This window comes from Paraburkholderia sp. EG286B, assembly GCF_040965655.1.
Classification (GTDB): Bacteria; Pseudomonadota; Gammaproteobacteria; order Burkholderiales; family Burkholderiaceae; genus Paraburkholderia.
This window is the reverse complement of record NZ_JBFRCF010000048.1, coordinates 1-21,142: the sequence shown is the minus strand read 5'-3', so window position 1 is coordinate 21,142 and position 21,142 is coordinate 1. Positions and strand designations below refer to the sequence as shown.

Here is a 21,142-nt window from a genome sequence, read left to right as displayed (position 1 = left end):
TGTTTTCGGTTCGCTGCAGTTGCCTGCTTGAACCGGTCGCTCACTCAAAGCTGACAGGAATTTGAATTGCTTCAAAAACCTGACTTACTTTAGTGTGAGACTCTTGATACTTTTGCTGCTCCTGATTTCGCTCCGAAGAACGCCATCAGGTCGCCACCGCATCAAGCGCCCACACTTATCGGCTGTAAATTTTTAAAGATCGCTTCACTCAAAACAGCGTTTTTATTCGCCGCTTTTTTGCGCCCCGCATCAGAAGGGAGGCGAATTATGCAGCCCCAAGATCCGCTCGTCAAGAGAATCTGAAATATTTATTTTTGGGGCCGCTACATTGCTTTACGTAACACGCATTTCCCCAGACCCACGCCGAAGAAACGAAAATCGATTCGAAAGATCGGAGGTCGGAAGCCCGCTCCTCTACCACTTTAAATGGTGGCCGTGGTATACGCGCGACGAACTGCGACAGCCCGCAACCTGGGCGAGCCGACGCTTCGCAGGAGCCAGGTCTGCCAGTTCGAGTCCATTTGTGCTGCAGCAGCAGTTCGGCTTTTCCGCCACCCACTACGAATGGGGGAGCACGCTGATAGAACCAAACATACCCCGCGCCCTCATCCTATTCTTGGGCGTGCACCAGCGCCGACCTGCCGTCAGGGGCGGCTATACCCATGGACACTCGTCTGCCCACCGAGGCAGCACTCGAACACCCACGAGGGACTTCGCCAAAGCAACCAAAAATGCAGACTCGACTTTATTTCCCGGGTGACTGGGGCGTGTCGCATTGCTGGGCCACGCATCGCCAGAACTCGTGCTCGTGCGGCGCGTTGTCGAAGAAGCTTGGCGTTGCCTGCCACAAGGAGGCGCTTTGAATTCGCCCTTCCGGCGTTTTGCAATCGTTGACTGCTTGCTCAACCGATTTCGCTGCGCCATCGAGGCACTGCGGATCACCTTGCGCACACATTGCCGCCGCCTCTTTTTCGCAGGCAGCGAAAGCACAACCCGCATTGAAGCACAGCGCGGCTGCCATTATTTGCGCCGCAATTTTAATCGGGAAATGAGTAAAAAGAACGCGGGGCTGCAACAACCCGCCGGTGCGTGGCCTGGACGTTCACGGCAGACTCCCTCGGCGTAACCGCCATTCACTGCATTAATAACGATGGGGAGAAGAGACCTGAGTAGTCCGGCGATGACCTGACCGTTGAGCATGCATCGGACAGGCTGATTATTGGTCATCCTAAGTTGTTACGGCAGTCCATGACGCCATGTTTACGTATCGATTAACTGAAATTTACGGATTGCAGCGAGGGCACTAGCCGCGTAGGTTAGGCTTCGCATCGTATTGATGCCGTCGCCTCGGTGAAGCCATCCGCTGCGCGCTCCAATGACGACGGCGGGAGCTGTTTCAGCAGCCCGCCAGATCAGAAACCAGGTAGTTTCTCATCAAGCTGCAGACGGGCCCGATGACCGGATGGCAATACGCCGGTGGTGGACAGCCAACGCTGCCTCGCCGCCGCTCGTGGCGTGAAAGAGTCCGAGCTGCTCGAACTCCTCTTCCTGCAGCGGCGTGATGGCAATATCCGTGTAGGCATAGCGTTCCGGTGCCTTCATGACGTCCCTGAGGATCGCTTCTGTCCTGAGGTAGAAGCGCAGATATCTTGTCAACTTGGCAGCGGTCTCACTCCAGTAGCGCGGATAAAAGCGAAGCCGCGATTCGACCGGCAACCCCAGACGGCGGTCACGGCGGTGTTTCATTCGCAGGGCTCCCCCTTCGAGCGGATGCACACCCTCGTGCTCGATCATCAGCCTAAACCAGGCGATTGTGCGCATGATCGTCTTCGGTCGGCCATTCGGAATCTGCGCTGCCCGCTTGACGATCGTGCGGATGTGCTCGTACGAGTAAAACGCGCTCCAGGCGCACTGATACGCTTCTTCCCATTCAGCGTCCGGCATTTTCGGGTGGTGCGTGACCCGGTGGTTGGTGTCGTATTTGTTGATGTCCGGGTCCATCCATTCAGCGTTCCTCACCATCGTCTGATGATCCTCGGAGCCCGGAAGCGGGGTGAGCATGAAGAATTCCAGAATGTCGATTGGCAATTCACGCTTGATGATCTCGATGTCGCGCAGGATCGATTCTTTCGTGTCGGCCGGGAATCCGATGATATAGCCAGCGTAGGTAATCGCGCCGTGGGCGCGCCACTTCTGCAGCATGGCGCGGTATTCGGTGATCTTGTTCTGCCGCTTCCTGGCCGCGATCAGATTCTCGGGATTGATATTCTCAAGCCCGATGAACACGCGACGCACACCCGCGCGCGTTGCCTTCTCGATGAAGTTCGGAATCTTGTGACAGAGCGTGTCGACCTGGATCGTGAAGCCGCAGTGAATGCCTTCCTTGTCCCGAAGTTCGATGACGCGGTCGAGAAGGATTTCCCAGTCGTGGTTGCGGGCGAAATTGTCGTCCGTGACGAAGAACCGGTCGATGCCCTGCTGTGCGTTCTCGCGGATGATCTTTTCGAGATCGTCGGGGGTGCGAAAGCGACTCTTGTGCCCCTGCACGTTGATGATGGTGCAAAACGAGCACTGATACGGGCAGCCGCGACCGAGGTCAACCGAGGTATAGGTACCTGCCGTGCGTTCGATATGCTTGCGCGGCAAGAAGGGCTGGGGAGCCGCTTCGAGCGAGGGTAGCGTGTCCATGAAATTGTACAGGGGCTTCATTGCACCATTCCACGCGTCGAGAAGGACCTCATCAAGACGCCGCTCCTCGGCCTCCCCAGCGAAGAGCGCCACCCCCATAGCTTGCGCTTCCGTAAGTTCAGCGGGCATCTCAGGCAGCATCGAGATGCAGCCAGAAACGTGGAAGCCACCGATCGCAACCGGCAAGCCTGCGGCACGGAACTGGCGGGCGAGGTCGAGTGCGCGCGGGTACTGGTTCGACTGGACACCCACCAGACCAATCATCGATCGCCCGCCCTTTGCCTTCAGGTCACGAATGATGCGCTCTGGCCACACCCGCTGGTTGGTTTCATCGTATGTTTCGATCTCGAAATGGACGCCAGGGCCCAGCAGGTTTCGCTTGCGCGCGTCATCAGCGAGCGCATACATGCAGGCGAGTGTATTGGAAGGCATGACCGAGCGGAGCCACTGGATCGGGTAGCCGTCGTCGTCGTAATGGGTCGGCTTGATGAGGACGAGAGAGAATCGGAGACCGCCAGAAATCGAATACATCGTGTCCATGGTCCGCCCTGTAGCCCTGTCTGGAAGTCACAAAACCGTGGAGGTCGTCCGTCTTCCGAAATCTGGAGATGGCTCGTGAACTGGCATGCAGTACTCAACTGCGCATCCTACCCGCCTGGCGCCCTGCTGTGTTTACAAATCCGCAGGTACCAGGTTTCGAGGATTGGGATCCCGTTGGGGCGAACAAGAACCATGACACGGCGGGCTTGCGCGTCATGCCGGAGCAGTCCTGCGCCGGGTGCATCCTGACGTAGGCCTGGACTTGGTAATGTTTTGTCACTGCTCTGATGACCCCTGCTCAACCGCATTGACGCCGGACGTCAGGGTGCTGACAAAGGCTTCACGTGGATATGCTCCGAGCGCGCCCTCCCGACGCGCTCCAGGCCCGGCCATCCAACGCTTGTGGATCTCAGTTTGCCGACCGTTGCTGAGATGCCAGAACAGCACCGAGTTCCTCGTCGGTTAGTGCAGGCGCCGTTGTGAAGGTGAAGACATCCCCCCACTGGACTGTCATTGCCGCGACTGCGCTGGCGTCCGTCGCTTCAACAATTGCAACGCCCCTGAACTCGCCGGCTGCATGCCAGCGGCCCAGCATCGTGACGTTGTCAGGCGGCTGACCGCCTGTTTTTATGAAACGCTCAATTGCAGCCTGCTGCATTGCCGGCTCACCTTTCCATTGAACAATAAATTTCATGGCGAATGTCCCCTCCACGATGCGATGCCGACTCGTGGCACGCCCGCTCTTCGTGGCGGACGCCTCGACATCGCGACGGTTCGTCGCCCACTGGCCGGGATGGATTCTTCGCATCGTCCATGCCGTCGGGCGAAGCCACGAGATACCATCGAGGATAGGTAAACCCGATAGGTCGCGGCTCCAACCGGGTGAGCGTAGTGTGCGAAGCCGCACATACGGATCCGCTGGCTTGCCAGGAGACGGAGAACCGCTTTTGAGAACTCACTCGAATACGATTCGCGGGAAGTAGAGGGAAACAACCCAGTTGGGCCGGTCGACGATCTCGCTGATGCGCAGGTCGGCGCAAACGCTGCACAACAGGTAAGCATCGATTGCGCTGATGTGATGTTGTCGCGCCAGAATGTCGATCATTCCGGAGACGGCAGCCCGGGCGCCTTCCATCAGATCTGGACCGATGCCAGTGATGACTTCGTAGCCCTTTGCATCGAGATGACGGCTGACAGGGCCCGGCGTTGTAAAGCGGGGAAACGCGAGGTTAGCGTTTTTGACCAGGTCGAGTTTCGCCGTCAGTGTTACGGGGCTCTCGATGGCCGTCCCGCATACCTCGCCGTCGCCTTGCGCGGCGTGCGTGTCGCCCAGCGAGAATAGCGCGCCCTCCACCTCCACGGGGAGATAGAGTTCTGTGCCTGCGCCGACGTCGCGGATATCCATGTTGCCGCCGACACGACGTGGTGGAATCACGCTGTGCAAACCCGGTTCTCCCGGGGCGAGGCCGATCGTGCCGCAAAACGGCTTCAAGGGCACACGTCCACCAGGGCCGTACATGGCCGGGGTCTTCAGATCCGCCTCGTATTTCCAGATGTGCAGGGCCGGGTCGGGAAACTCGTCTGCGAGCAAGCCGAAGCCGGGAATGTTCGCCGTCCACCCCCAACCCGAAGGAGCGAACGACAACAGTGTGACCTTCACGGCGTCGCCCGGATCAGCTCCGTCGATATACACCGGACCAACAACCGGATTCACTCTTGCAAAGTCCAGCCGTGCAATGTCGTCGACGCTCGAACCGGCAGTGAGTTGCCCACCCGATGCGTCGACGGGAAAGAACTCGACCGTTTCACCAGGAGCCACGGTCAACACAGGCTGTAGCGTCTGGTTGGCACGCCACTCGATTTATGAGCATCAGAGCCACCTTGGTTGGGAAAGGTATTCCGCTCATTACCGACTCCCAGGCAGTCCGGCAAATTCAAACGCCCAACCACGGTCCGCCACCGATACCGGCGCCAAGCGCGTCGTGTGCCGTGCTCGATGGAGGCCTGCATCGGCCGCCACTGCAACTATCTTTGCGCCATGGCTTGCACGACGTCCTGCGTCGTGACGACAGCATGGGCGAGAAACGCGTAGTTGACGAGCGCGGCCTTATAGCCGTCACCCCACACTGGATGGCGCGGCCCCGCCGTGGCGTCAGCGACGACGATCACTTCGAAACCATGCTCGATCAGATCGCGCAGATGTGCTTCGACACACATATTGGCTAGCATGCCGCCCAGCACGACTTTCTGCACATTGCGCTTGCGAAGTTGTAGCGCAAGGTCGTTGGTCTGTGGACCGAAGACCTTGTGTGGGCTCACAACAATCGTTTCACCATCGTCGATGAACGGCTTGAATTCCTCCAGCCAGTCGGCCCCCGATCTCTCGAACCCGCTCAGGTTCAGCGCTCCCGTTCGTGCGAACGTTCCCGTTTCGAACTCAGCCGTCTCAAGCGGGCCATTGAATTGCCATCGAGAGTCAGTTGGGTAGAAATAGTGGGGGGAGATGAAGACGCGGAACTTCCCGGCTTTCGCTGCCTTGAAGATTGCCAGCATGTTTTCTACGGTCTTGTTTTCCGTCACGCTTGCACCAAGAACGCCCCAATTCTTCCCGTGTGGACTGAGTACGTCGATCTGTGGATCGGTGAACACTACCGCAGTGTCGGCGGGATCATAGGTCATGATTCGCACTCCAATGAGTGTAGACAGGGATGTTGGATGCGCGCGTCGGAACTGTCGCGTTGAAGCGCTCCCCGTAGCAACTACACCGGAATCCGATGACCACGCGGTCTGGCGCACGAATGCCCATTCAGACAGGCTTCATGAACTATAGGCGCAGGGCGATCAAATCGGCAGATGCGCGACAGATTTTTAGCAGACGACGCTTGTTGGCCGGCACCGGTAATGTGTGGCACTGTCGTTCGGATGACCACTTCTGCCTGCAAGCCTGGTGCGACCACTGCACAAGTTCAGCCGCCCCGATCCCATGGCGGCACGCCGCTGAATGCTTCGACCAGGAAATCGATCATGACGCGCACTCTGGCGCTCAGATGTCGACGACTCGGATACATAGCGAGTACGTCGATCTCAGGCAGGCGATACTCCGGCAACACGCGAACGAGGTTGCCGGCACGCAGATCGCTGCCGATCAGGAACGTCGGTTGCCAGATCACACCTTGCCCGGCGAGCGCTGCCGCGCGTGCCGTGTCGCCGTTGTTGGTATGCATATGGCAGTCGACCCTCGCAGCGTGGGTCTTGCCGCTACGGTCGATGAGTTGCCACTCATCGCCGGTGGCCGCATAGGTGTACCCGACGCAGCGATGCTGCATCAGGTCCGCGGGTATGGCCGGTTGTCCGAACCGGGCCAGATACGCCGGCGACGCACACAGGATGTTTTGCGACGTCGCCAGCTTGCGGGCTGCGTGGCTCGTGGAGCCGGCGCGTGAGATGCGAATCGCGAGATCGTAGCCTTCATCGACGATATCGACGACGCGGTCGATCAGCGCGACGTCAAGCTCGATACCGGGATATTTGCGCATGAACCCGGGCCACAGCGGTGCCAGATACAAAATCCCAAAGCTGACGGGCGCATTGATGCGCAGCCTTCCACGCGGTTCGACCGACCCCGATGAAACAAGCCCTTCCGTCTCCGCGACATCGTCGAGAATAGACTTGCAGCGGGCGTAGAGCGTCTCGCCGCCCTCGGTCAGGGACAGCGTACGCGACGTGCGATTGAGCAGGCGAGTGCCCAGATGCGCTTCCAGTTCATTCACGTAGCGGGTGACGTTGGCGGGCGAAGTGTCGAGCGCATCGGCTGCGCGCGCGAAGCCGCCGCGACTCACCACCGTCACGAAAACCTCAAAGGCGCGCAAACGGTCCATAACCGTCTCCGAACATTCATAAAAGCTGAATGATAGGACCATGTTTTATGCCTTTCTGCAAGTAGAACTGAAGCCTATAGTTCGCTCACAGGCCGGGGCACAGGGCACTGGCCAACGCAGGACTTCAGGAGATTGAAAATGCAACGCTTGACAGGAAAAGTCGCCATCGTGACCGGCGCCAGTTCAGGGATTGGCCGTGCAACGGCGAAGCTGTTCGCGAAGGAAGGCGCCAAGGTGGTCCTTGCGGCGCGGCGCGCGGCGGAACTCGAAACGCTCGCTGCGGAGATCGCCGGCGAAGGCGGCGAAGCCGTGCATCTGGCCGGCGACGTTCAGTCGGAGGACTTCGCGAAGGCGCTGGTCGCGCTCGCAGTGGACCGCTTCGGCCGGTTGGACATTGCCTACAACAACGCCGGCACGCTGGGCGAAATGGGCCCGAGCACCGGCATTTCGGAGGCTGGCTGGCATGCTGCGCTGGCAACCAATCTGACCAGTGCCTTCCTCGGTGCGAAGCACCAGATTCCCGAAATGCTGAAGCGCGGCGGCGGATCGATCATCTTCACGTCGACGTTCGTCGGCTATTCGTTCGCGTTTCCGGGCACCGCAGCCTACGCGGCGAGCAAGGCCGGGCTGATCGGCCTCACCCAGGCGCTCGCGGCAGAGTATGGCGCGCAAGGCGTGCGCGTCAACGCGGTGTTGCCGGGTGCCGTGGACACGGACATGTATCGCGGCATGAACGACAGCGACGAATCGCAGGCGTTCGTGACCGGACTGCATGCGCTCAAGCGCGTCGCGAAGCCGGAAGAACTCGCACGTTCGGTCCTCTACCTCGCGTCGGACGATTCGTCGTTCGTAACCGGCACCGCATCGCTCGTCGATGGCGGCGCCTCGATTACGCGCACCTAACCTCCCGGCGGCATCCCGCGATCAAGACCCGAGATCCCCACTGAAATGATCCATTACGGGATGACGAAAACGGCGCAGCTTGCGGTCTCGCGCGGGCTGGCCGAAGCCGTTGCCGGCACGGGCATTCGTCACTAGCGTCCTGCCCGAGCCGACAGACATACGCCAGAATGGCTGGCGCCGATTGCCGCTATCCACCGAACGCAAAGACGATCTCATCGATCGTCACGCGAATGCGCGCGGTCGAGTCAGGTGTGATGGCGCTGCCGAACGTGTTGGCTTGCCGCAATGTGGCCTTTGCCCTGCCCGGTGAATTGTGCAAGCACTACATAACTCGCCAACGTTCAAGAGAGCCGCGTGGGGTACGGCCCTGCTGCGCGTTCTGGCCGGAAATGACCGCTACGACAACTTTCGGGGCGAATTCCGCCGCCTCGGCACTAGAATTCAATGCATGGTTGCATTCCCAAAGGAGGCTGCCATGACTCAGTCAATGATCAGTTTTTGGGTTGGCCTTGTGGTTCTCGTTGTCGTTGCCATGGCCCTGTCCCGTCGCTACAGGCGCGAACACCCGGGCGAGAACCTGAGCCAGTGGCTCGACACGCACCATATGAGCTGGATGCATCGCAAGCACTAGCTGTGCGGCGCAAGCCGACACCGAATAGCGGACCCGTTGCCTGCACTGGAATGGGTCCTCGCCCGGATTCTCGTTAGAGGAATACCATGCCGACTTACCAGTACAGGTGCGAAAAGTGTGGTGAGATGTTCGAGCATGCCGAGCATCTTGCTGAACATGAATCCGCTCATCCGCCTTGCCCGAAGTGTGGCAGCGAGAAGGTTCAGCACATCCCCACACCCTTCGTGGCGAAAACGTCCAGAAAGTCCTGAAATCGCTTCCGTTGCTCAGGTCTGCTCCGGATGCTCCCTGTCGCGATGATGGTCCGCGGCGAGGAACATATACATCGCCGGCACGACGAACAGCGTAAACAGCGTGCCGATCGACATCCCCGTGAAGATCACGAGTCCCATCGCGTTGCGGCCGGCCGCACCCGCACCCGATGCGATCACGAGCGGCACGACGCCCAGCACCATCGCGGCCGTCGTCATGAGGATCGGCCGCAAGCGCACGCCCGCCGCTTCCTCGAGTGCTTCGCGCTTGGCGCGCCCCGCGCGTTGCAGTTGGTTCGCGAACTGCACGATCAGAATGCCGTGCTTGCTGACGAGGCCCATTAGCGTGACGAGGCCCACCTGCGTGTAAATGTTGAGCGTCGTGAGTCCCACGTTGATGAAGATCAGCGCGCCGAACAGCGCCATCGGCACCGACACGAGAATCACGACCGGATCGCGAAAGCTCTCGAACTGAGCGGCGAGCGCGAGAAACACGATGATCGTCGCCAGCAGCAGCGTGGTCACGAAGCCGCCAGACTCCTGCACGAACTGGCGCGACAAACCCGAATAATCGGCCGTATATCCCGCCGGCGCGACGTCGGTGGTGGCCTTGCGCAGGAAGTCGAGCACTTCGCCCTGCGAGATGCCCGGCGCGAGCACGCCGGAAATCGTGGCCGAATTGAGCTGCTGGAAGTGATTGATCGACTCGGGCACGACGTTGTGTTTCAGATGCGTGACCGTCGATGCGGGAATCACGCTGCCATTGGGTGTGCGCAAGTAGTAGTCGAGCACTTGCGACGGGTTCAGCCGGTCCGTTTGCAGCACCTGCGGAATCACCTTGTACGAGCGCCCAGCAATGGAGAAGTAGTTGACGAAGTTCCCGCCGAGCGCCGCGCCCAGCGTCTGCCCGACATCGCTTTGCGTCAGGCCTAGCGAAGCGACTTTGTCGCGGTCCACGAGCAACACGCTTTCCGGCTTGTCGATCTTCAGATCGCTGTCGACGAAAAAGAACATGCCGCTCGCGCGGGCCTTTTGCAGCACGGCTTGCGAAACTTCATTGAGGTTCTCGAACGGCTCCGTCGTGCTGATGACGAATTGCACGGGCAATCCCTGTGCGCCCGGCAGCGGCGGAAACTGGAATGCGGCGACACGCGCGCCCGCGATGCCGTTCCACTTCTGCTGCAATTCCTGCTGTAGTTGGGTCGCGCCCTTCTTGCGCTTGTCCCACGTCTTGAAGAGCACGCCGCCGATGCCCTGGTTCAGCGTCGGCACGCCCGTGAGTTGGAACATCTGCGCGTATTCGGGCAACTGCTTCGAGATATCGAAGACCTGGTCCGCGTAGGTCTGCATCTGCTGGATCGTCGCGTTCGGCGGCCCCTGGACCTGGGACAGAACGATGCCCTGGTCCTCCTGAGGGGCAAGCTCCGTTTGCGACGTCATGAAGAGATAGACGGTGCCGCACAGGAGCAGCGCGCCCATCACGACGAACACGGGCCACGTGTCGAGCATCGCATGCAACAGACGCCGGTAGCCGTGATGCACACGTTCGAACTGCCGGTCGACGAAGCGCGGGAAGCGGCCCGACTGCTGGTCCATGCGGAAAAAGCGCGAGCACATCATCGGCGAAAGCGTCAGCGCGATCACACCCGACACGGTGACGGCGCCCGCGAGTGTGAACGCAAACTCGGTGAAAAGCGCGCCAGTGAGTCCGCCCTGAAAACCGATGGGCACGTACACGGCGATCAGCACGACCGTCATCGCGAGAATCGGGCCACCGAGTTCGCGCGCTGCGATCAGTGCGGCTTCGAAAGGCCGCCTGCCCTCCTCCTTCATATGCCGGTCGACGTTCTCGACCACGATGATCGCATCGTCGACGACGAGGCCGATGGCGAGCACGAGCGCAAGCAGTGTCAGCAGATTGATCGAATAGCCGAGCACCTGCATCACGAAGAACGTGCCGATCAGCGAGAGCGGCATCGCGATCACGGGCACGATCACCGCGCGCAAACTCCCAAGGAAGAGGAAGATCACGACGGTGACGATCAGCAGCGCCTCGACGAGCGTCTTCACCACTTCCGCGATCGCCGTGTTGATGAAGTCGGTCGCGTCGTAGACGATGTCGCCCGTCATGCCCGTCGGGAACTGCCTCTGCAGATCCGGAAAGATCGCTTTCACGCGCTTCGCGACGTCGAGCACGTTCGCATCGGGCGCCACCTTGATGCCGATGAACACCGATCGCTTGCCGCTGAACGCGACGTTAAAGTCGTAATTGTCCGCGCCGAGCACGACGTTCGCGACGTCTTCGAGGCGAACGATCGCGCCGTTCTTCTGCGTGACGACGAGTTTCTTGAAGTCCTCGACGGAATGCAGGTCGGTGCCCGCATTCAGATCGACGCTGATCATCTGGCCTTTGGTCGTGCCAAGCGTCGCCAGATAATTGTTGTTGCCGAGCGCCGTGAAGACATCGCCGGCAGTCACGTTGTGCGCGGCGAGCCTGCTCGAGTCTAGCCATGCACGCAGCGCGAACTGACGGCCGCCGAGCACTTCCGCCGTCTGCACGCCCTGGACCGAATCGAGCTTCGGCTTCACGACACGCAGCAGATAATCCGTGACGTTGTTGCTCGGCAGCACGTTGCTGTAAAAACCCATGTACATCGCGTCGGTGGTTTGACCCACTTGCACGGTCAGCACGGGCTGTTGCGCCTGCGGCGGCAACTGGTTGCGCACCGATGCGATCTGCGTGTTGATCTCTGTGAGCGCGCGGTTGGAGTCGTAGTTGAGCCGCAGCGTCGCGGTGATCGTCGAGACACCCGTGGTGCTCGTCGACGACATGTAGTCGATACCTTGTGCCTGTGCGATCGCGGCTTCGAGCGGTTGCGTGATGAAGCCCGCCATCGTGTCGGCGCTCGCCCCATAGTACGCGGTGGTGATCGTCACCACGCCGTTTTCGGTTTGCGGATACTCGCTGACCTTCAGCGCCGCAAGCGAGCGCAAGCCGAGCACGAGTATCAGCAGGCTCACCACCGATGCGAGGACCGGCCGCTCAATGAAGATGTCGGTGAATTTCATCGCGCGCTCTTCTATTGTTCCTGAGGCGTCGGGTTCGGGCTGTTCGCAGGCAGCACGCGGTTGTCGATCACGAGGGGCGTGCCATTCTTCAGTTTCAGCTGGCCGCTCGTCACGACCTGCGTGCCTTCGCTGATGCCCTTGAGAATCGCAACCTGGTCGCCGCGCGTCGGCCCCGGCGTGACGAACACCTGCTGCGCGACGGGCATGATCTTGCCTTGTGCATTCTTTTGTTCGCCGGGTTTCACGACGAACACGGTCGCGCCATACGGGTTATAGGTGATCGCCGTTTGCGGCAAGGTCAGATAGCGCTGCGCGCCACCCGCATCGATCTTCACGTTCGCGTACATGCCGGGCAGCAGCTTGCGCTCGCGATTGTCGACGGTCGCCTCGATCTGGACGTTGCGCGTGGTGCTGTCCACACGCGGATTGATCGAGCGGATCTTGCCGTCGAACGTGCGGTTGCCGAACGCATCCGTATCGACGACGATAGTCTGGCCAACCTGCAACTGGCCGAGCTGCTGCTGCGGCAGAAAGAAGTCGGCATAGATCGGGTCGATGGCCTGCAGCGTGACGATGGCGTCACCCGGATTGAGGTACTGGCCGGGGTTGACGGTCGTGATGCCGACGCGTCCCGCGAACGGTGCGCGGATCGTCTTCTTGACGACGAGGGCGGCCTGTTGATCGACCTGGGCTCTTTTACTCTTGAGGTCGGCGGCGTCGGCGTCGAGCTGCGCCTTCGCAATCGCCTGAATGTCGAACTGCGCCTTGTCGCGCGTGTAGACCGTTTGCGCAAGGTCCGCCGCTGCCTGCAGCGACGCGAGCTGCGCGCGGTCCGAATCGTCGTTCAGGCGCACGAGCACCTGGCCTGACTTCACCTCCTGGCCCGAGTTGAACGCGATCTCGCGCACGAGCCCGGCGACTTCCGTCGTCACGTCGACGCCGCGCACCGCGCGCAGGCTGCCCACTGCGGCAAGCTGCGGCTGCCATGTTTGATAGCTCGCGATAGCGGCCGTGACGGTGGCGGGCGGTGCGGCGTTGCTCGCCATGAACTTCTGGATCATGTGCGCCCTGAACAGATTGAAGCCGACCAGCGCGGCGAGCAGTATGCCCACGCAGATCAGCATGATGATCATCCGCTTTGCCATCGGCTTTTTCGTCGTCATCGTCATGTCCTGGCGGGGGCGGCCATTGCAAAAGGATTCATTTCGGCGTCGCCGCAGTGGGCTGGGCTGCCTGGCTCGTCGCCGTGTCGTTCCACCAGCCACCGCCGAGCGCCTGAAACAGTGCCGCCGTGTCCGCATAGCGCGCGGCCTGCGCCTGCGCGAGATTCACGACGGTCTGCTGATATTGACGCTGTGCATCGAGCAGCGCCAGATAGCTGACGCCGCCGATGCGAAACTGGCCGCGCGTCAGGTCGAGCGAATCGCTCGCAGCACGCCATGCCTGTGTCTGCGCGCTCAGGCCGGTTGCATCGTGCTCGAGCGCGCGTAACGTATCGGCGACGTTCTGGAATGCGAGCAGCACCGTTTGACGGTATTGCGCGTTGGCCTCGTCGAATGCCGCTTCTGCTGCGCGCTTTTGGGCGCTCAACTGGCCGCCGTGAAAGATCGGCTGTGTGATGCCTGCGCCGATGCTCCAGATCATGTCGGCGTACTTAAGAAGGCCCGCGGGCGTCAGCGCCTCGGGGCCGTAACTCGCGGAGAGCGTGAGCTGCGGATACATGTTCGCCGTCGCCACGCCGACCTGGGCGCTCGCCTGATGCAGCGTGGCGTCGGCGGCGAGAATATCGGGCCGCTGCCGCACGAGCGAAGACGGCACGCTGACGGGCAACGCTTGCGGCAGCGTGAACATCGACATCCTGAACTCGGGCACGTCCGTATCGCTCGGCGGCTTGCCCGCGAGGACCGCGAGCTGGTGACGCGTCTGGTCGAGCGACTGATGCAACGGCGGCAATGTCGCGCGCGTCTGCGCCACCAGCGTTTCCTGCGCGAGCACCGCTGCGCGGCTCACGCCGCCCAGCGCGAGCTGCTGGCGCATGATGCGGAGCTGCGCGTCTTCGTCGTCGGCGATGCGCGCGGTCGCGTCGATCTGCTCCCGCAGCGAGGCTTCCTTGATGGCCGCCGTCACGATGTTCGCGGACAACGCGAGATACGCCGCCTTCAACTGAAAACCCTGGTAATCGACCTGCGAGCGCAACGATTCGAGCTCGCGCCTTCCGCCGCCGAACACGTCGAGGTTGTACGACACGTTCACCGATGCGTTATAGAGGTTCAGCAGTTCCGTGAGCTGCGGCTCGCCGAACGTGACGCCGTTGAACTTCTCGCGCGTCGCATTGGCCTTCGCATCGACGGACGGATACAGCGTGGTGCCCATTTGCGCACGAAGATTTTCGCCGGCCTGCCTGAGCGCCGCTTGCGCCGCGGCAACGTTGGGGCTGTTTGCGAGCGCTTCGCGGATCAGCGCGTCGAGCGGCTCGCAATGATAGAGCGTCCACCACTGGGCAGGAATGTCGAGGCCGGCCACGAACTGTTGCGGGACACCCGAAGCGCCCGGCGCCGAGGCCGTTTGATCGGGTAGCGGCGTGGACGTGTAGGTGCCGGTCGCGGGCGGCGCGGGCGTGTGGTAATCGGGGCCGACCGTGCAGCCGGACAAGGCGATCAGGACAGTGATCCATGCAGCACGCGTGAGCGTATCGCCGGCTGCATGGCGGAGAGACGCACTGCGCGAATGCCAGTGCGAGCGGCTGCGACTGAAACCGTGGTTGACGTCATCGATCATCGATCCACCTTGTTTCACTGCGCGGAAAACGAACGAAACGGCAGATGCAGAGTTTGAAATCATGCCACAACATGTTCACGCGACCCGCGAACGGATTTCCCGAGAGGCCCACGCCTTACCGCAAATGCCAGCCGAATGCCGGAATCACGAAGCTTTCCGATGAACGAAAGGGTTCCGAAAGCGGACAGATATCTCCCGGTGTCAGGTGCTGTTTGTGGCTGCCGCCCGTGACAGTGTTCTGATCAACGTGGACTACCATTGAAAGCGGCGGCCTCTGCCCAGGACGCCGGTGGTGATGCATTAGCTGGGTCACGTACCCGCGGAGGTCGACATGAGTGGTGAGGCATCGAATGAAAGCGGTCCGGATCTGGCAAAAGGCGTGCCCATCGAATCGCTCGGCGAAGCTGGCCTGCTGTCGGGACACGTCGGTAATGATGCGGTGCTGATTGCGCGGCGCGGCGATGAATTCTTCGCTATCGACGCTGCCTGTACTCACTACCACGGCCCGCTCGCCGAAGGGTTGATCGTCGGGGACACGGTACGGTGCCCATGGCATCACGCGTGCTTCAGCCTGCGTACGGGGGAAGCGCTACGGGCGCCTGCGCTCAGCCCTGTCGCCTGCTGGGCTACGGAGATCCGGGGTGACAAGATTGTCGTACTGCACAAAAAAGCGCCGCCCGCCGGTTCCGTGACCTCGCCGGCCGGAGCGCCGCAGAAGATCGTGATCGTCGGCGCGGGGGCTGCAGGTTTTGCTGCAGCTGAGCGTCTGCGGCGCCTCGGCTACGCGGGCAGTCTCACGATGCTGAGCGACGACGCGGCGCCGCCGGTGGACCGGCCCAACCTCTCCAAAGACTATTTGGCCGGCAGCGCGCCCGAGGAGTGGGTGCCGCTTCGAGATGAGGCTTTTTACGCAGACCAACGCATCGAGCTGCGGCTCAACGCCGGCGTCTCGCGCCTTCACATCGCCGCGCAGGAAGTGGAGCTCGCGGATGGGAGCAAGGTCCCCTACGACCGCCTGCTGTTAGCCACGGGAGCCGAAGCGGTTCGCTTGCCTGTCCCCGGTATGGATTTGCCGCATGTGCATACCCTTCGCACACTGGCCGACTGCCGCGCCATCATCGCTCGCGCGGAGAACTCGCGGCGCGCGGTTGTCATCGGCGCCAGCTTCATCGGACTGGAAGTGGCGGCATCGTTGCGCGCGCGTGGACTCGAGGTACACGTCGTGGCGCCGGAGCAGCGGCCGATGGAACGTGTGCTGGGGCCACAGATGGGTGAATTCGTGCAGCGCTTGCATGAAGAACACGGCGTCGTCTTCCACCTCGGCAACACCGCCAGCGCGATCGATACGCAGCAGGTATCGCTCAAAGCGGGTGGCAGCCTGGAGGCCGATCTGGTGGTGGTCGGTGTCGGTGTGCGGCCACGACTGGCACTGGCCGAGCAAGCCGGCCTCGCGATCGACCGCGGCGTGGTGGTCGATGCCTGCCTGCAGACCAGCGCGCCAGGCGTCTTCGCTGCCGGCGACATCGCTCGCTGGCCCGACCCGCACAGTGGCACGGCAATGCGCGTAGAGCACTGGGTCGTCGCGCAGCGCCAGGGCCAAACGGCGGCGCTGAACCTGATTGGCGGACGTGAGAAGTTCGACGCCGTGCCATTCTTCTGGAGCCAGCACTACGATGTCCCGATCAACTATCTCGGGCACGCGGACAGCTGGGACGAGATTTCAGTTGACGGCGATATTGCAGGACGCGACTGTTTCCTGCGCTACAAGCGGGACGGACGTGTCGTCGCCGTAGCCTCCATTTATCGCGATACAGAGAGTCTGCGGGCGGAAGTCGAGATGGAGCGCGACTGACGTTGACGCTGGAACGCATCGCAAACGGACTCTCGCCAGTCTGGGATCGTTCGCAGCAGACCGCCGCCGTCTTCACAAGCCAGCCTGCGGCCGCGAACGAGACAGGTCATCGATGGCCGCAAGCGCCCCGCCCACCATCTCGCGCAGCACGGGCTGGACTTTCTCGGCGAGCGCGGGCACGTAATCGAACGGCGCCGTTTCGTTCATGTAAACCGACTGGCACATCTCCAGCTGGATCGCATGCACGCCGTCCGGCGGCGCGCCGAATTGGCGCGTGATGTAACCACCCTTGAAGCGTCCGTTCGCGATCCACGTATAGCCGCTTGCCGCCGCCGCGTGTTCTGCGCGCGCCTGCACCGCCGGGTTCGCCGTGCGGCCGTCCTGGGTGCCGATGTTCAGGTCAGGCAGCTTGTTGTCGAACAGACGCGGCAGCACGCTCGCGATCGAATGCGCCTCCCACAGCAGCACATTCGCGTGCGCCGCGCGCAGGCGCTTCAGTTCGGCGGCGAGCGTGTCGTGATACGGCCGCCAGAATGTCTCCACGCGACGCTGACGCTCCGACGCGTCGGGCACGCAGCCGTCGCGGTAGATCGGCTCGCCACGAAACGTTTCGGTCGGACACAGCGACGTGGTGGTCTGGCCGGGATAGAGGCTCTCGTCGTTCGGCGGGCGGTTCAGGTCGATCACATAGCGCGACACGCGAGCGCCGAGCACGGTCGCGCCCAGTTCCTTCGCAAATGCGTAAAGGCGATCGAGATGCCAGTCCGTATCGGCGACGGTGAGGGCCACGTCCGTGTACTCGCCGTGCATCGCAGCGGGAATGTGCGTGCCCAGGTGCGGGATCGAAATGATGAACGGCGCGTTGCCGCGTTCCAGTGAAAAGATATCGGTCATGGAAAGTTGTCTCGTGAATGGCGCGTGCGTTCGGGCCCGCGTTCAGTCATCAGCCAGCAGCCTGGCGAGCGCCGCGCGATAGTCGGCATACAGGCGCGCTTCGTCGCGATGGCGTCGCGCCTCCACGACCTTGACGCCGCCGGTATAGACGTCGAGCACCGGCGTTTCGCCATGCTCGCAGAAGACGACCGACGAGAGCCACGTGAGCGGCTTTTGTTCGGCGAGGTTCGGATGCTGGGCGTCGAGCACGAGCCAGTCGGCGCGCGCGCCCTCCTTCAATGCGCCGACCTTGCGCCCCGTTGCAGCGGCACCGCCGGCGAGCGCCGCGTCGAATAGCCGGTCGGCAACCTGTGCCTGATGCGTCGCGGCCAATACATTGCGTTCGCGCCGCGAAAGCCGCTGGCCGTATTCGAGCAAGCGAAGCTCCGCGCGCCAGTCCACGCCGATATGACTGTCCGAGCCCACGCCGAATGCGCCGCCCGCATCGAGATACTCGCGCGTGGGGAAAATGCCGTCGCCGAGATTCGCTTCGGTCGTGAGGCACAGGCCCGCGATCGCACCGCTCCGGGCGAGTGCGGCGGTCTCCCGCGCATCGATATGCGTGGCATGCACGAGGCACCAGCGCGCGTTCACGTCGAACCGGTCGAGCAACCATTGCACCGGCCGCGCGCCTTCGGTCGCGAGACACGTCTCCACTTCGGCCGTCTGCTCGGCGATGTGAATATGCACGGGCGCGCCGGGAAGCGCGTAATCCAGGCCTTCGAGCAGCGCGCGCAACGAGTCGTGCGAAACGGCGCGCAGCGAATGGGGCGCAACGCCGTAGCGCAGCGCGCCGTGCTCGGGCCGCCACGCACGCAGCGCCTCGACGATGCCGAGCAACTGTTCCGGCGTGTTGATGAAACGCCGCTGATCGTCGCGCGGCGCTTGCGCGCCGAAGCCGCTGTATTGATAGAGCACGGGCAGCATGGTCATGCCGATGCCCGTCACGCCCGCTGCCTCCACCACGCGTTGCGCCAGTTCGGCGGGGCTCGCATAACGCTGGCCGTCCTGCGCATGATGCACGTAGTGAAACTCGCAGACGGACGTGTAGCCCGCCTTGAGCATTTCCACGTAGAGCCAGCTCGCGACCGCGGCAAGATCGTCGGGCGTGATGCGCGCCGCGAAGCGGTACATCAGGTCGCGCCAGCTCCAGAAACTGTCGGTGGGGTTCGCGCGATATTCGGTGAGGCCCGCCATGGCACGCTGAAACGCATGCGAATGAAGATTAGGCATGCCAGGCGTGATCGGGCCCGCCGCATGCGCGACGCCTCGAGGCGCTTGCGCCAGATCGGGCGTCACGTTGTGCAGCATTCCCGCGGCGTCCCATTCGAGCAGCACGTTGCGGCGCCAGCCGTCGGGCAAATAAGCGTACTCGGCGAAGAGCGCACGCGAAGTCGGATTCGTTTCGATGGTGTGATTCATGCTTGAAATAGCGCTCAAACGCGGCGCTCAAATGCGCGACGCTCAAAGACCGTCTCGCCGCCACGCACCACGCGTGCGCAGAGCGGACGGCCGATCCAGTAAGCCAGTTCCGCGAGCGACTGCACCGTCCACACGGCAAAGTCCGCGGGACGGCCAGCCGCGAGCGTGCCGTGACGCCCGGCGTCGCCGAAAGCCTGCGCGGCATGCCGCGTCACGCCCTGCAACACCTCGGGCACGGTCATGCGGAACAGCGTGGTCGCCATGTTCATCATGAACAGCAGCGAGGTGGCCGGTGACGTGCCCGGGTTGCTGTCGGTCGAAATGGCGATCGGCACCTCGTAGCGCCGCAGCAAGTCGAGCGGCGGAAGCTGCGTTTCGCGGATGAAGTAGTACGCGCCCGGCAGCAGCACCGCCACGGTGCCCGCCTGCTTCATGGCGGCGACGCCCGCTTCGTCGAGAAACTCGAGATGGTCCGCGGACAAAGCGCCGTGACGCGCCGCGAGTGCCGCGCCGCCGCTATTGGAAAGCTGCTCGGCGTGCATCTTGACCGCGAGCTTGCGCCGCGCGGCCGCCTCGAACACGCGCTCGCTCTGCGCGAGCGAGAAGCCGATTCGTTCGCAGAACACATCGACGGCGTCCACGAGCCCCTCGTCGGCGAGCGCGGGCAGCATGCGTTCGCACACTTCGTCGATATAGTCGTCGGCGCGGCCCGCAAACTCGGGCGGCAACGCATGCGCGCCGAGAAACGTCGTACGCACCGTGACCGGATAACGCTCGCCGAGCTGACGCGCGACGCGCAGCATCTTGCGCTCGCTCGCCAGATCGAGGCCATAACCCGATTTGATCTCGACGGCCGTTACGCCCTCGGCGAGCAACGCTTCGAGGCGCGTGGCCGACTGCGCGAACAGCGCGGCTTCGTCGGCTGCGCGCGTGGCGCGCACCGTCGAGACGATGCCGCCGCCCTGCCGCGCGATTTCTTCGTAGCTCACGCCCGCAAGACGCTGCGCGAATTCATCGGCGCGCTGTCCGCCGTAGACGAGGTGCGTGTGGCAATCCACGAGACCGGGCGTGACCCAGGCGCCGCCCAGGTCCTCGCACGGCCACTCGGTGAATGACGGGGGCAGTTCGGCAGCGGCGCCGAGCCACGCGATCTTGCCGTCTTCCACGGCAATCGCCGCATTCTCGACGACGTGGCCCGGATCGCCATGCGGACACAGGTTGAGGTTTTGCCAGAGAGTGCGTTTCATCAGGTGTGCACAGCATCGCGCGATGCCGTTTCCATAGTGTCTTGCCGCGGTGCGTCCAGCACATCGAGCGCCACGGCGAGCAAGGCGCCCGCGCCGCGCGTTTCGATATGCAAGGGGCGTTTCGCGTCGAGCGTATCGATGCGCAGCGTGTCGCCCGCTTCGAGGCGCACGTGGCGTTCGTTATCCACGCGCACGTCCTGCCCGCCTTGCGCGCAGTAGAGCAATACCGTTTGCGCATGCATGCTGCGCCGCTCGTTGGCGCGCCATACTTCGAGCGTGCCGCGTGCCGCATCGCGGCGCACCATCAGGTTGAAGTCGCGCGTGGCGCCGTTCACGAGGCGCGCGTCGATCGCCGTTTCCCCCGCGAAATGCGCGACGTCGAGGGGCTGCGTGAGCACATGCGTGCGACCCGCTTCGTCGAGCAGCATGCCCGCGCCTTCGAGCAGCACCAGCGTCCGATCGACGCCCTCGAAACGCGAGAACGGCCCCGCCTGCGCGACATCGGCCACGCTCACGCGCCACGCGAACGCGTCCAGTGATGCACCGGCACGCGATGTCACGTGCGCCACCGCGATTTCGCGCGTGACGCCGCCGCCGTTCTTCCAGGGCGACGCCACGAGCGCCGCGCCACGCAGCAGCGTGAGCCTCGCGGCCTGCACCGCGCCGCCTACTGCTTTCGCGCCGCTCATCGGCCGAGCATCGGCAGCTTGAGGCCCGCCTCGCGCGCCGTCTGCTGCGCGAGTTCGTAGCCGGCGTCCGCGTGGCGCATCACGCCCGTGGCCGGATCGTTGAGCAGCACGCGGCCCAGACGCTCGTGCGCCGCCTGCGTGCCGTCCGCCACGATCACCACGCCCGAGTGCTGCGAGAAGCCCATGCCCACGCCGCCGCCGTGGTGCAGCGACACCCACGACGCGCCGCCCGCCGTGTTCAGCAGCGCATTGAGCAGCGGC

Annotated in this window: 17 protein-coding genes and 2 pseudogenes; 5 read left to right on the top strand and 14 right to left on the bottom strand. The window is 62.8% G+C overall.

Annotation, left to right across the window (positions count from 1 at the left end):
* Positions 1-745 precede the first annotated feature (745 nt).
* The 6 genes from AB4Y42_RS41620 to AB4Y42_RS41595 form a co-directional block, all read right to left on the bottom strand.
* A complete protein-coding gene (locus AB4Y42_RS41620; protein ID WP_368697576.1) occupies positions 746-1,078 on the bottom strand; it encodes a hypothetical protein in 333 nt (110 codons plus the stop codon).
* A gap of 356 nt (positions 1,079-1,434) precedes the next feature.
* A complete protein-coding gene (locus AB4Y42_RS41615) occupies positions 1,435-3,228 on the bottom strand; it encodes a radical SAM protein (protein ID WP_368697575.1) in 1,794 nt (597 codons plus the stop codon).
* A gap of 409 nt (positions 3,229-3,637) precedes the next feature.
* Positions 3,638-3,922 carry a DUF3303 family protein gene (locus AB4Y42_RS41610; protein ID WP_342925270.1) on the bottom strand — a complete coding sequence of 95 codons (285 nt, stop codon included), beginning with the start codon at positions 3,920-3,922 and terminating at the stop codon, positions 3,638-3,640.
* A 261-nt stretch (positions 3,923-4,183) separates the two neighbouring features.
* Complete coding sequence (locus tag AB4Y42_RS41605; protein ID WP_368697574.1) at positions 4,184-5,056, bottom strand: acetamidase/formamidase family protein; 873 nt, start codon at positions 5,054-5,056, stop codon at positions 4,184-4,186.
* A gap of 197 nt (positions 5,057-5,253) precedes the next feature.
* Complete coding sequence (locus AB4Y42_RS41600; protein WP_368697573.1) at positions 5,254-5,907, bottom strand: cysteine hydrolase; 654 nt, start codon at positions 5,905-5,907, stop codon at positions 5,254-5,256.
* Positions 5,908-6,194: 287 nt separating this feature from the next.
* Positions 6,195-7,106, bottom strand: a complete 912-nt coding sequence (locus AB4Y42_RS41595; RefSeq protein WP_368697572.1) for a LysR family transcriptional regulator — start codon at positions 7,104-7,106, stop codon at positions 6,195-6,197.
* Between the two features lie 138 nt (positions 7,107-7,244).
* Between AB4Y42_RS41595 and AB4Y42_RS41590 the strand changes: the two genes are divergently transcribed.
* From AB4Y42_RS41590 to AB4Y42_RS41575, 4 genes and pseudogenes are all read left to right on the top strand, one after another.
* Entirely contained in the window at positions 7,245-8,009 is a 765-nt protein-coding gene (locus AB4Y42_RS41590; RefSeq protein ID WP_368697571.1) for an SDR family oxidoreductase, read from the top strand.
* 30 nt (positions 8,010-8,039) lie between these two features.
* Positions 8,040-8,163: pseudogene (locus AB4Y42_RS41585) on the top strand (oxidoreductase); the annotation flags it as partial.
* Positions 8,164-8,484: 321 nt separating this feature from the next.
* Entirely contained in the window at positions 8,485-8,640 is a 156-nt protein-coding gene (locus AB4Y42_RS41580; protein WP_342925275.1) for a hypothetical protein, read from the top strand.
* Between the two features lie 86 nt (positions 8,641-8,726).
* Positions 8,727-8,891: a zinc ribbon domain-containing protein gene (locus AB4Y42_RS41575; RefSeq protein WP_028208948.1), complete on the top strand. Its 165-nt coding sequence runs from the start codon at positions 8,727-8,729 to the stop codon at positions 8,889-8,891.
* Between the two features lie 15 nt (positions 8,892-8,906).
* Here the strand turns inward: AB4Y42_RS41575 and AB4Y42_RS41570 are convergent, their stop codons facing one another.
* Genes AB4Y42_RS41570 through AB4Y42_RS41560 form a run of 3 tightly spaced genes read right to left on the bottom strand, consistent with a single transcriptional unit; the run spans position 8,907 to position 14,738 of the window.
* On the bottom strand, positions 8,907-11,960 hold the full coding sequence (locus AB4Y42_RS41570) for an efflux RND transporter permease subunit (protein WP_368697570.1): 3,054 nt from the start codon (positions 11,958-11,960) through the stop codon (positions 8,907-8,909).
* An 11-nt stretch (positions 11,961-11,971) separates the two neighbouring features.
* Complete coding sequence (locus tag AB4Y42_RS41565; protein WP_368697569.1) at positions 11,972-13,123, bottom strand: efflux RND transporter periplasmic adaptor subunit; 1,152 nt, start codon at positions 13,121-13,123, stop codon at positions 11,972-11,974.
* Between the two features lie 37 nt (positions 13,124-13,160).
* Positions 13,161-14,738 (bottom strand): efflux transporter outer membrane subunit, encoded by a 1,578-nt coding sequence (locus AB4Y42_RS41560; RefSeq protein WP_368697568.1) that lies wholly within the window; start codon positions 14,736-14,738, stop codon positions 13,161-13,163.
* 331 nt (positions 14,739-15,069) lie between these two features.
* On the opposite strand from AB4Y42_RS41560, the gene AB4Y42_RS41555 reads away from it, so the two are divergent.
* The gene (locus tag AB4Y42_RS41555) at positions 15,070-16,590 is read left to right on the top strand and encodes an FAD-dependent oxidoreductase (protein ID WP_368697567.1); all 1,521 of its coding nucleotides are present in this window, start codon (positions 15,070-15,072) and stop codon (positions 16,588-16,590) included.
* A 72-nt stretch (positions 16,591-16,662) separates the two neighbouring features.
* Here AB4Y42_RS41555 and hutG read toward each other — a convergent pair whose 3' ends face one another.
* From hutG to AB4Y42_RS41530, 5 genes and pseudogenes are all read right to left on the bottom strand, one after another.
* Positions 16,663-17,484: an N-formylglutamate deformylase gene (gene hutG / locus AB4Y42_RS41550; protein ID WP_368697566.1), complete on the bottom strand. Its 822-nt coding sequence runs from the start codon at positions 17,482-17,484 to the stop codon at positions 16,663-16,665.
* A gap of 42 nt (positions 17,485-17,526) precedes the next feature.
* Positions 17,527-18,945: a formimidoylglutamate deiminase gene (locus tag AB4Y42_RS41545; protein WP_368697565.1), complete on the bottom strand. Its 1,419-nt coding sequence runs from the start codon at positions 18,943-18,945 to the stop codon at positions 17,527-17,529.
* A gap of 14 nt (positions 18,946-18,959) precedes the next feature.
* Positions 18,960-20,192 carry an imidazolonepropionase gene (gene hutI, locus AB4Y42_RS41540; protein WP_368697564.1) on the bottom strand — a complete coding sequence of 411 codons (1,233 nt, stop codon included), beginning with the start codon at positions 20,190-20,192 and terminating at the stop codon, positions 18,960-18,962.
* A complete protein-coding gene (locus tag AB4Y42_RS41535) occupies positions 20,192-20,881 on the bottom strand; it encodes a HutD family protein (RefSeq protein WP_368697563.1) in 690 nt (229 codons plus the stop codon). Before AB4Y42_RS41535 ends, hutI begins: the two co-directional genes overlap by 1 nt.
* Positions 20,878-21,142 (bottom strand): annotated as a pseudogene (locus AB4Y42_RS41530) (urocanate hydratase); the annotation flags it as partial. The gene AB4Y42_RS41535 and the pseudogene AB4Y42_RS41530, both read right to left, overlap by 4 nt.

Bases quoted from the DNA above. Each gene is read 5' to 3' on its own strand.
- AB4Y42_RS41555 (WP_368697567.1), top strand. From the start codon at position 15,070: ATGAGTGGTGAGGCATCGAATGAAAGCGGTCCGGATCTGGCAAAAGGC.
- AB4Y42_RS41565 (WP_368697569.1), bottom strand. From the start codon at position 13,123: ATGACGACGAAAAAGCCGATGGCAAAGCGGATGATCATCATGCTGATC.
- AB4Y42_RS41535 (WP_368697563.1), bottom strand. From the start codon at position 20,881: ATGAGCGGCGCGAAAGCAGTAGGCGGCGCGGTGCAGGCCGCGAGGCTC.
- AB4Y42_RS41560 (WP_368697568.1), bottom strand. From the start codon at position 14,738: ATGATCGATGACGTCAACCACGGTTTCAGTCGCAGCCGCTCGCACTGG.
- hutI (WP_368697564.1), bottom strand. From the start codon at position 20,192: ATGAAACGCACTCTCTGGCAAAACCTCAACCTGTGTCCGCATGGCGAT.
- AB4Y42_RS41600 (WP_368697573.1), bottom strand. From the start codon at position 5,907: ATGACCTATGATCCCGCCGACACTGCGGTAGTGTTCACCGATCCACAG.
- AB4Y42_RS41595 (WP_368697572.1), bottom strand. From the start codon at position 7,106: ATGGACCGTTTGCGCGCCTTTGAGGTTTTCGTGACGGTGGTGAGTCGC.
- AB4Y42_RS41590 (WP_368697571.1), top strand. From the start codon at position 7,245: ATGCAACGCTTGACAGGAAAAGTCGCCATCGTGACCGGCGCCAGTTCA.
- AB4Y42_RS41545 (WP_368697565.1), bottom strand. From the start codon at position 18,945: ATGAATCACACCATCGAAACGAATCCGACTTCGCGTGCGCTCTTCGCC.
- AB4Y42_RS41580 (WP_342925275.1), top strand. From the start codon at position 8,485: ATGACTCAGTCAATGATCAGTTTTTGGGTTGGCCTTGTGGTTCTCGTT.
- hutG (WP_368697566.1), bottom strand. From the start codon at position 17,484: ATGACCGATATCTTTTCACTGGAACGCGGCAACGCGCCGTTCATCATT.
- AB4Y42_RS41570 (WP_368697570.1), bottom strand. From the start codon at position 11,960: ATGAAATTCACCGACATCTTCATTGAGCGGCCGGTCCTCGCATCGGTG.
- AB4Y42_RS41610 (WP_342925270.1), bottom strand. From the start codon at position 3,922: ATGAAATTTATTGTTCAATGGAAAGGTGAGCCGGCAATGCAGCAGGCT.
- AB4Y42_RS41575 (WP_028208948.1), top strand. From the start codon at position 8,727: ATGCCGACTTACCAGTACAGGTGCGAAAAGTGTGGTGAGATGTTCGAG.
- AB4Y42_RS41615 (WP_368697575.1), bottom strand. From the start codon at position 3,228: ATGGACACGATGTATTCGATTTCTGGCGGTCTCCGATTCTCTCTCGTC.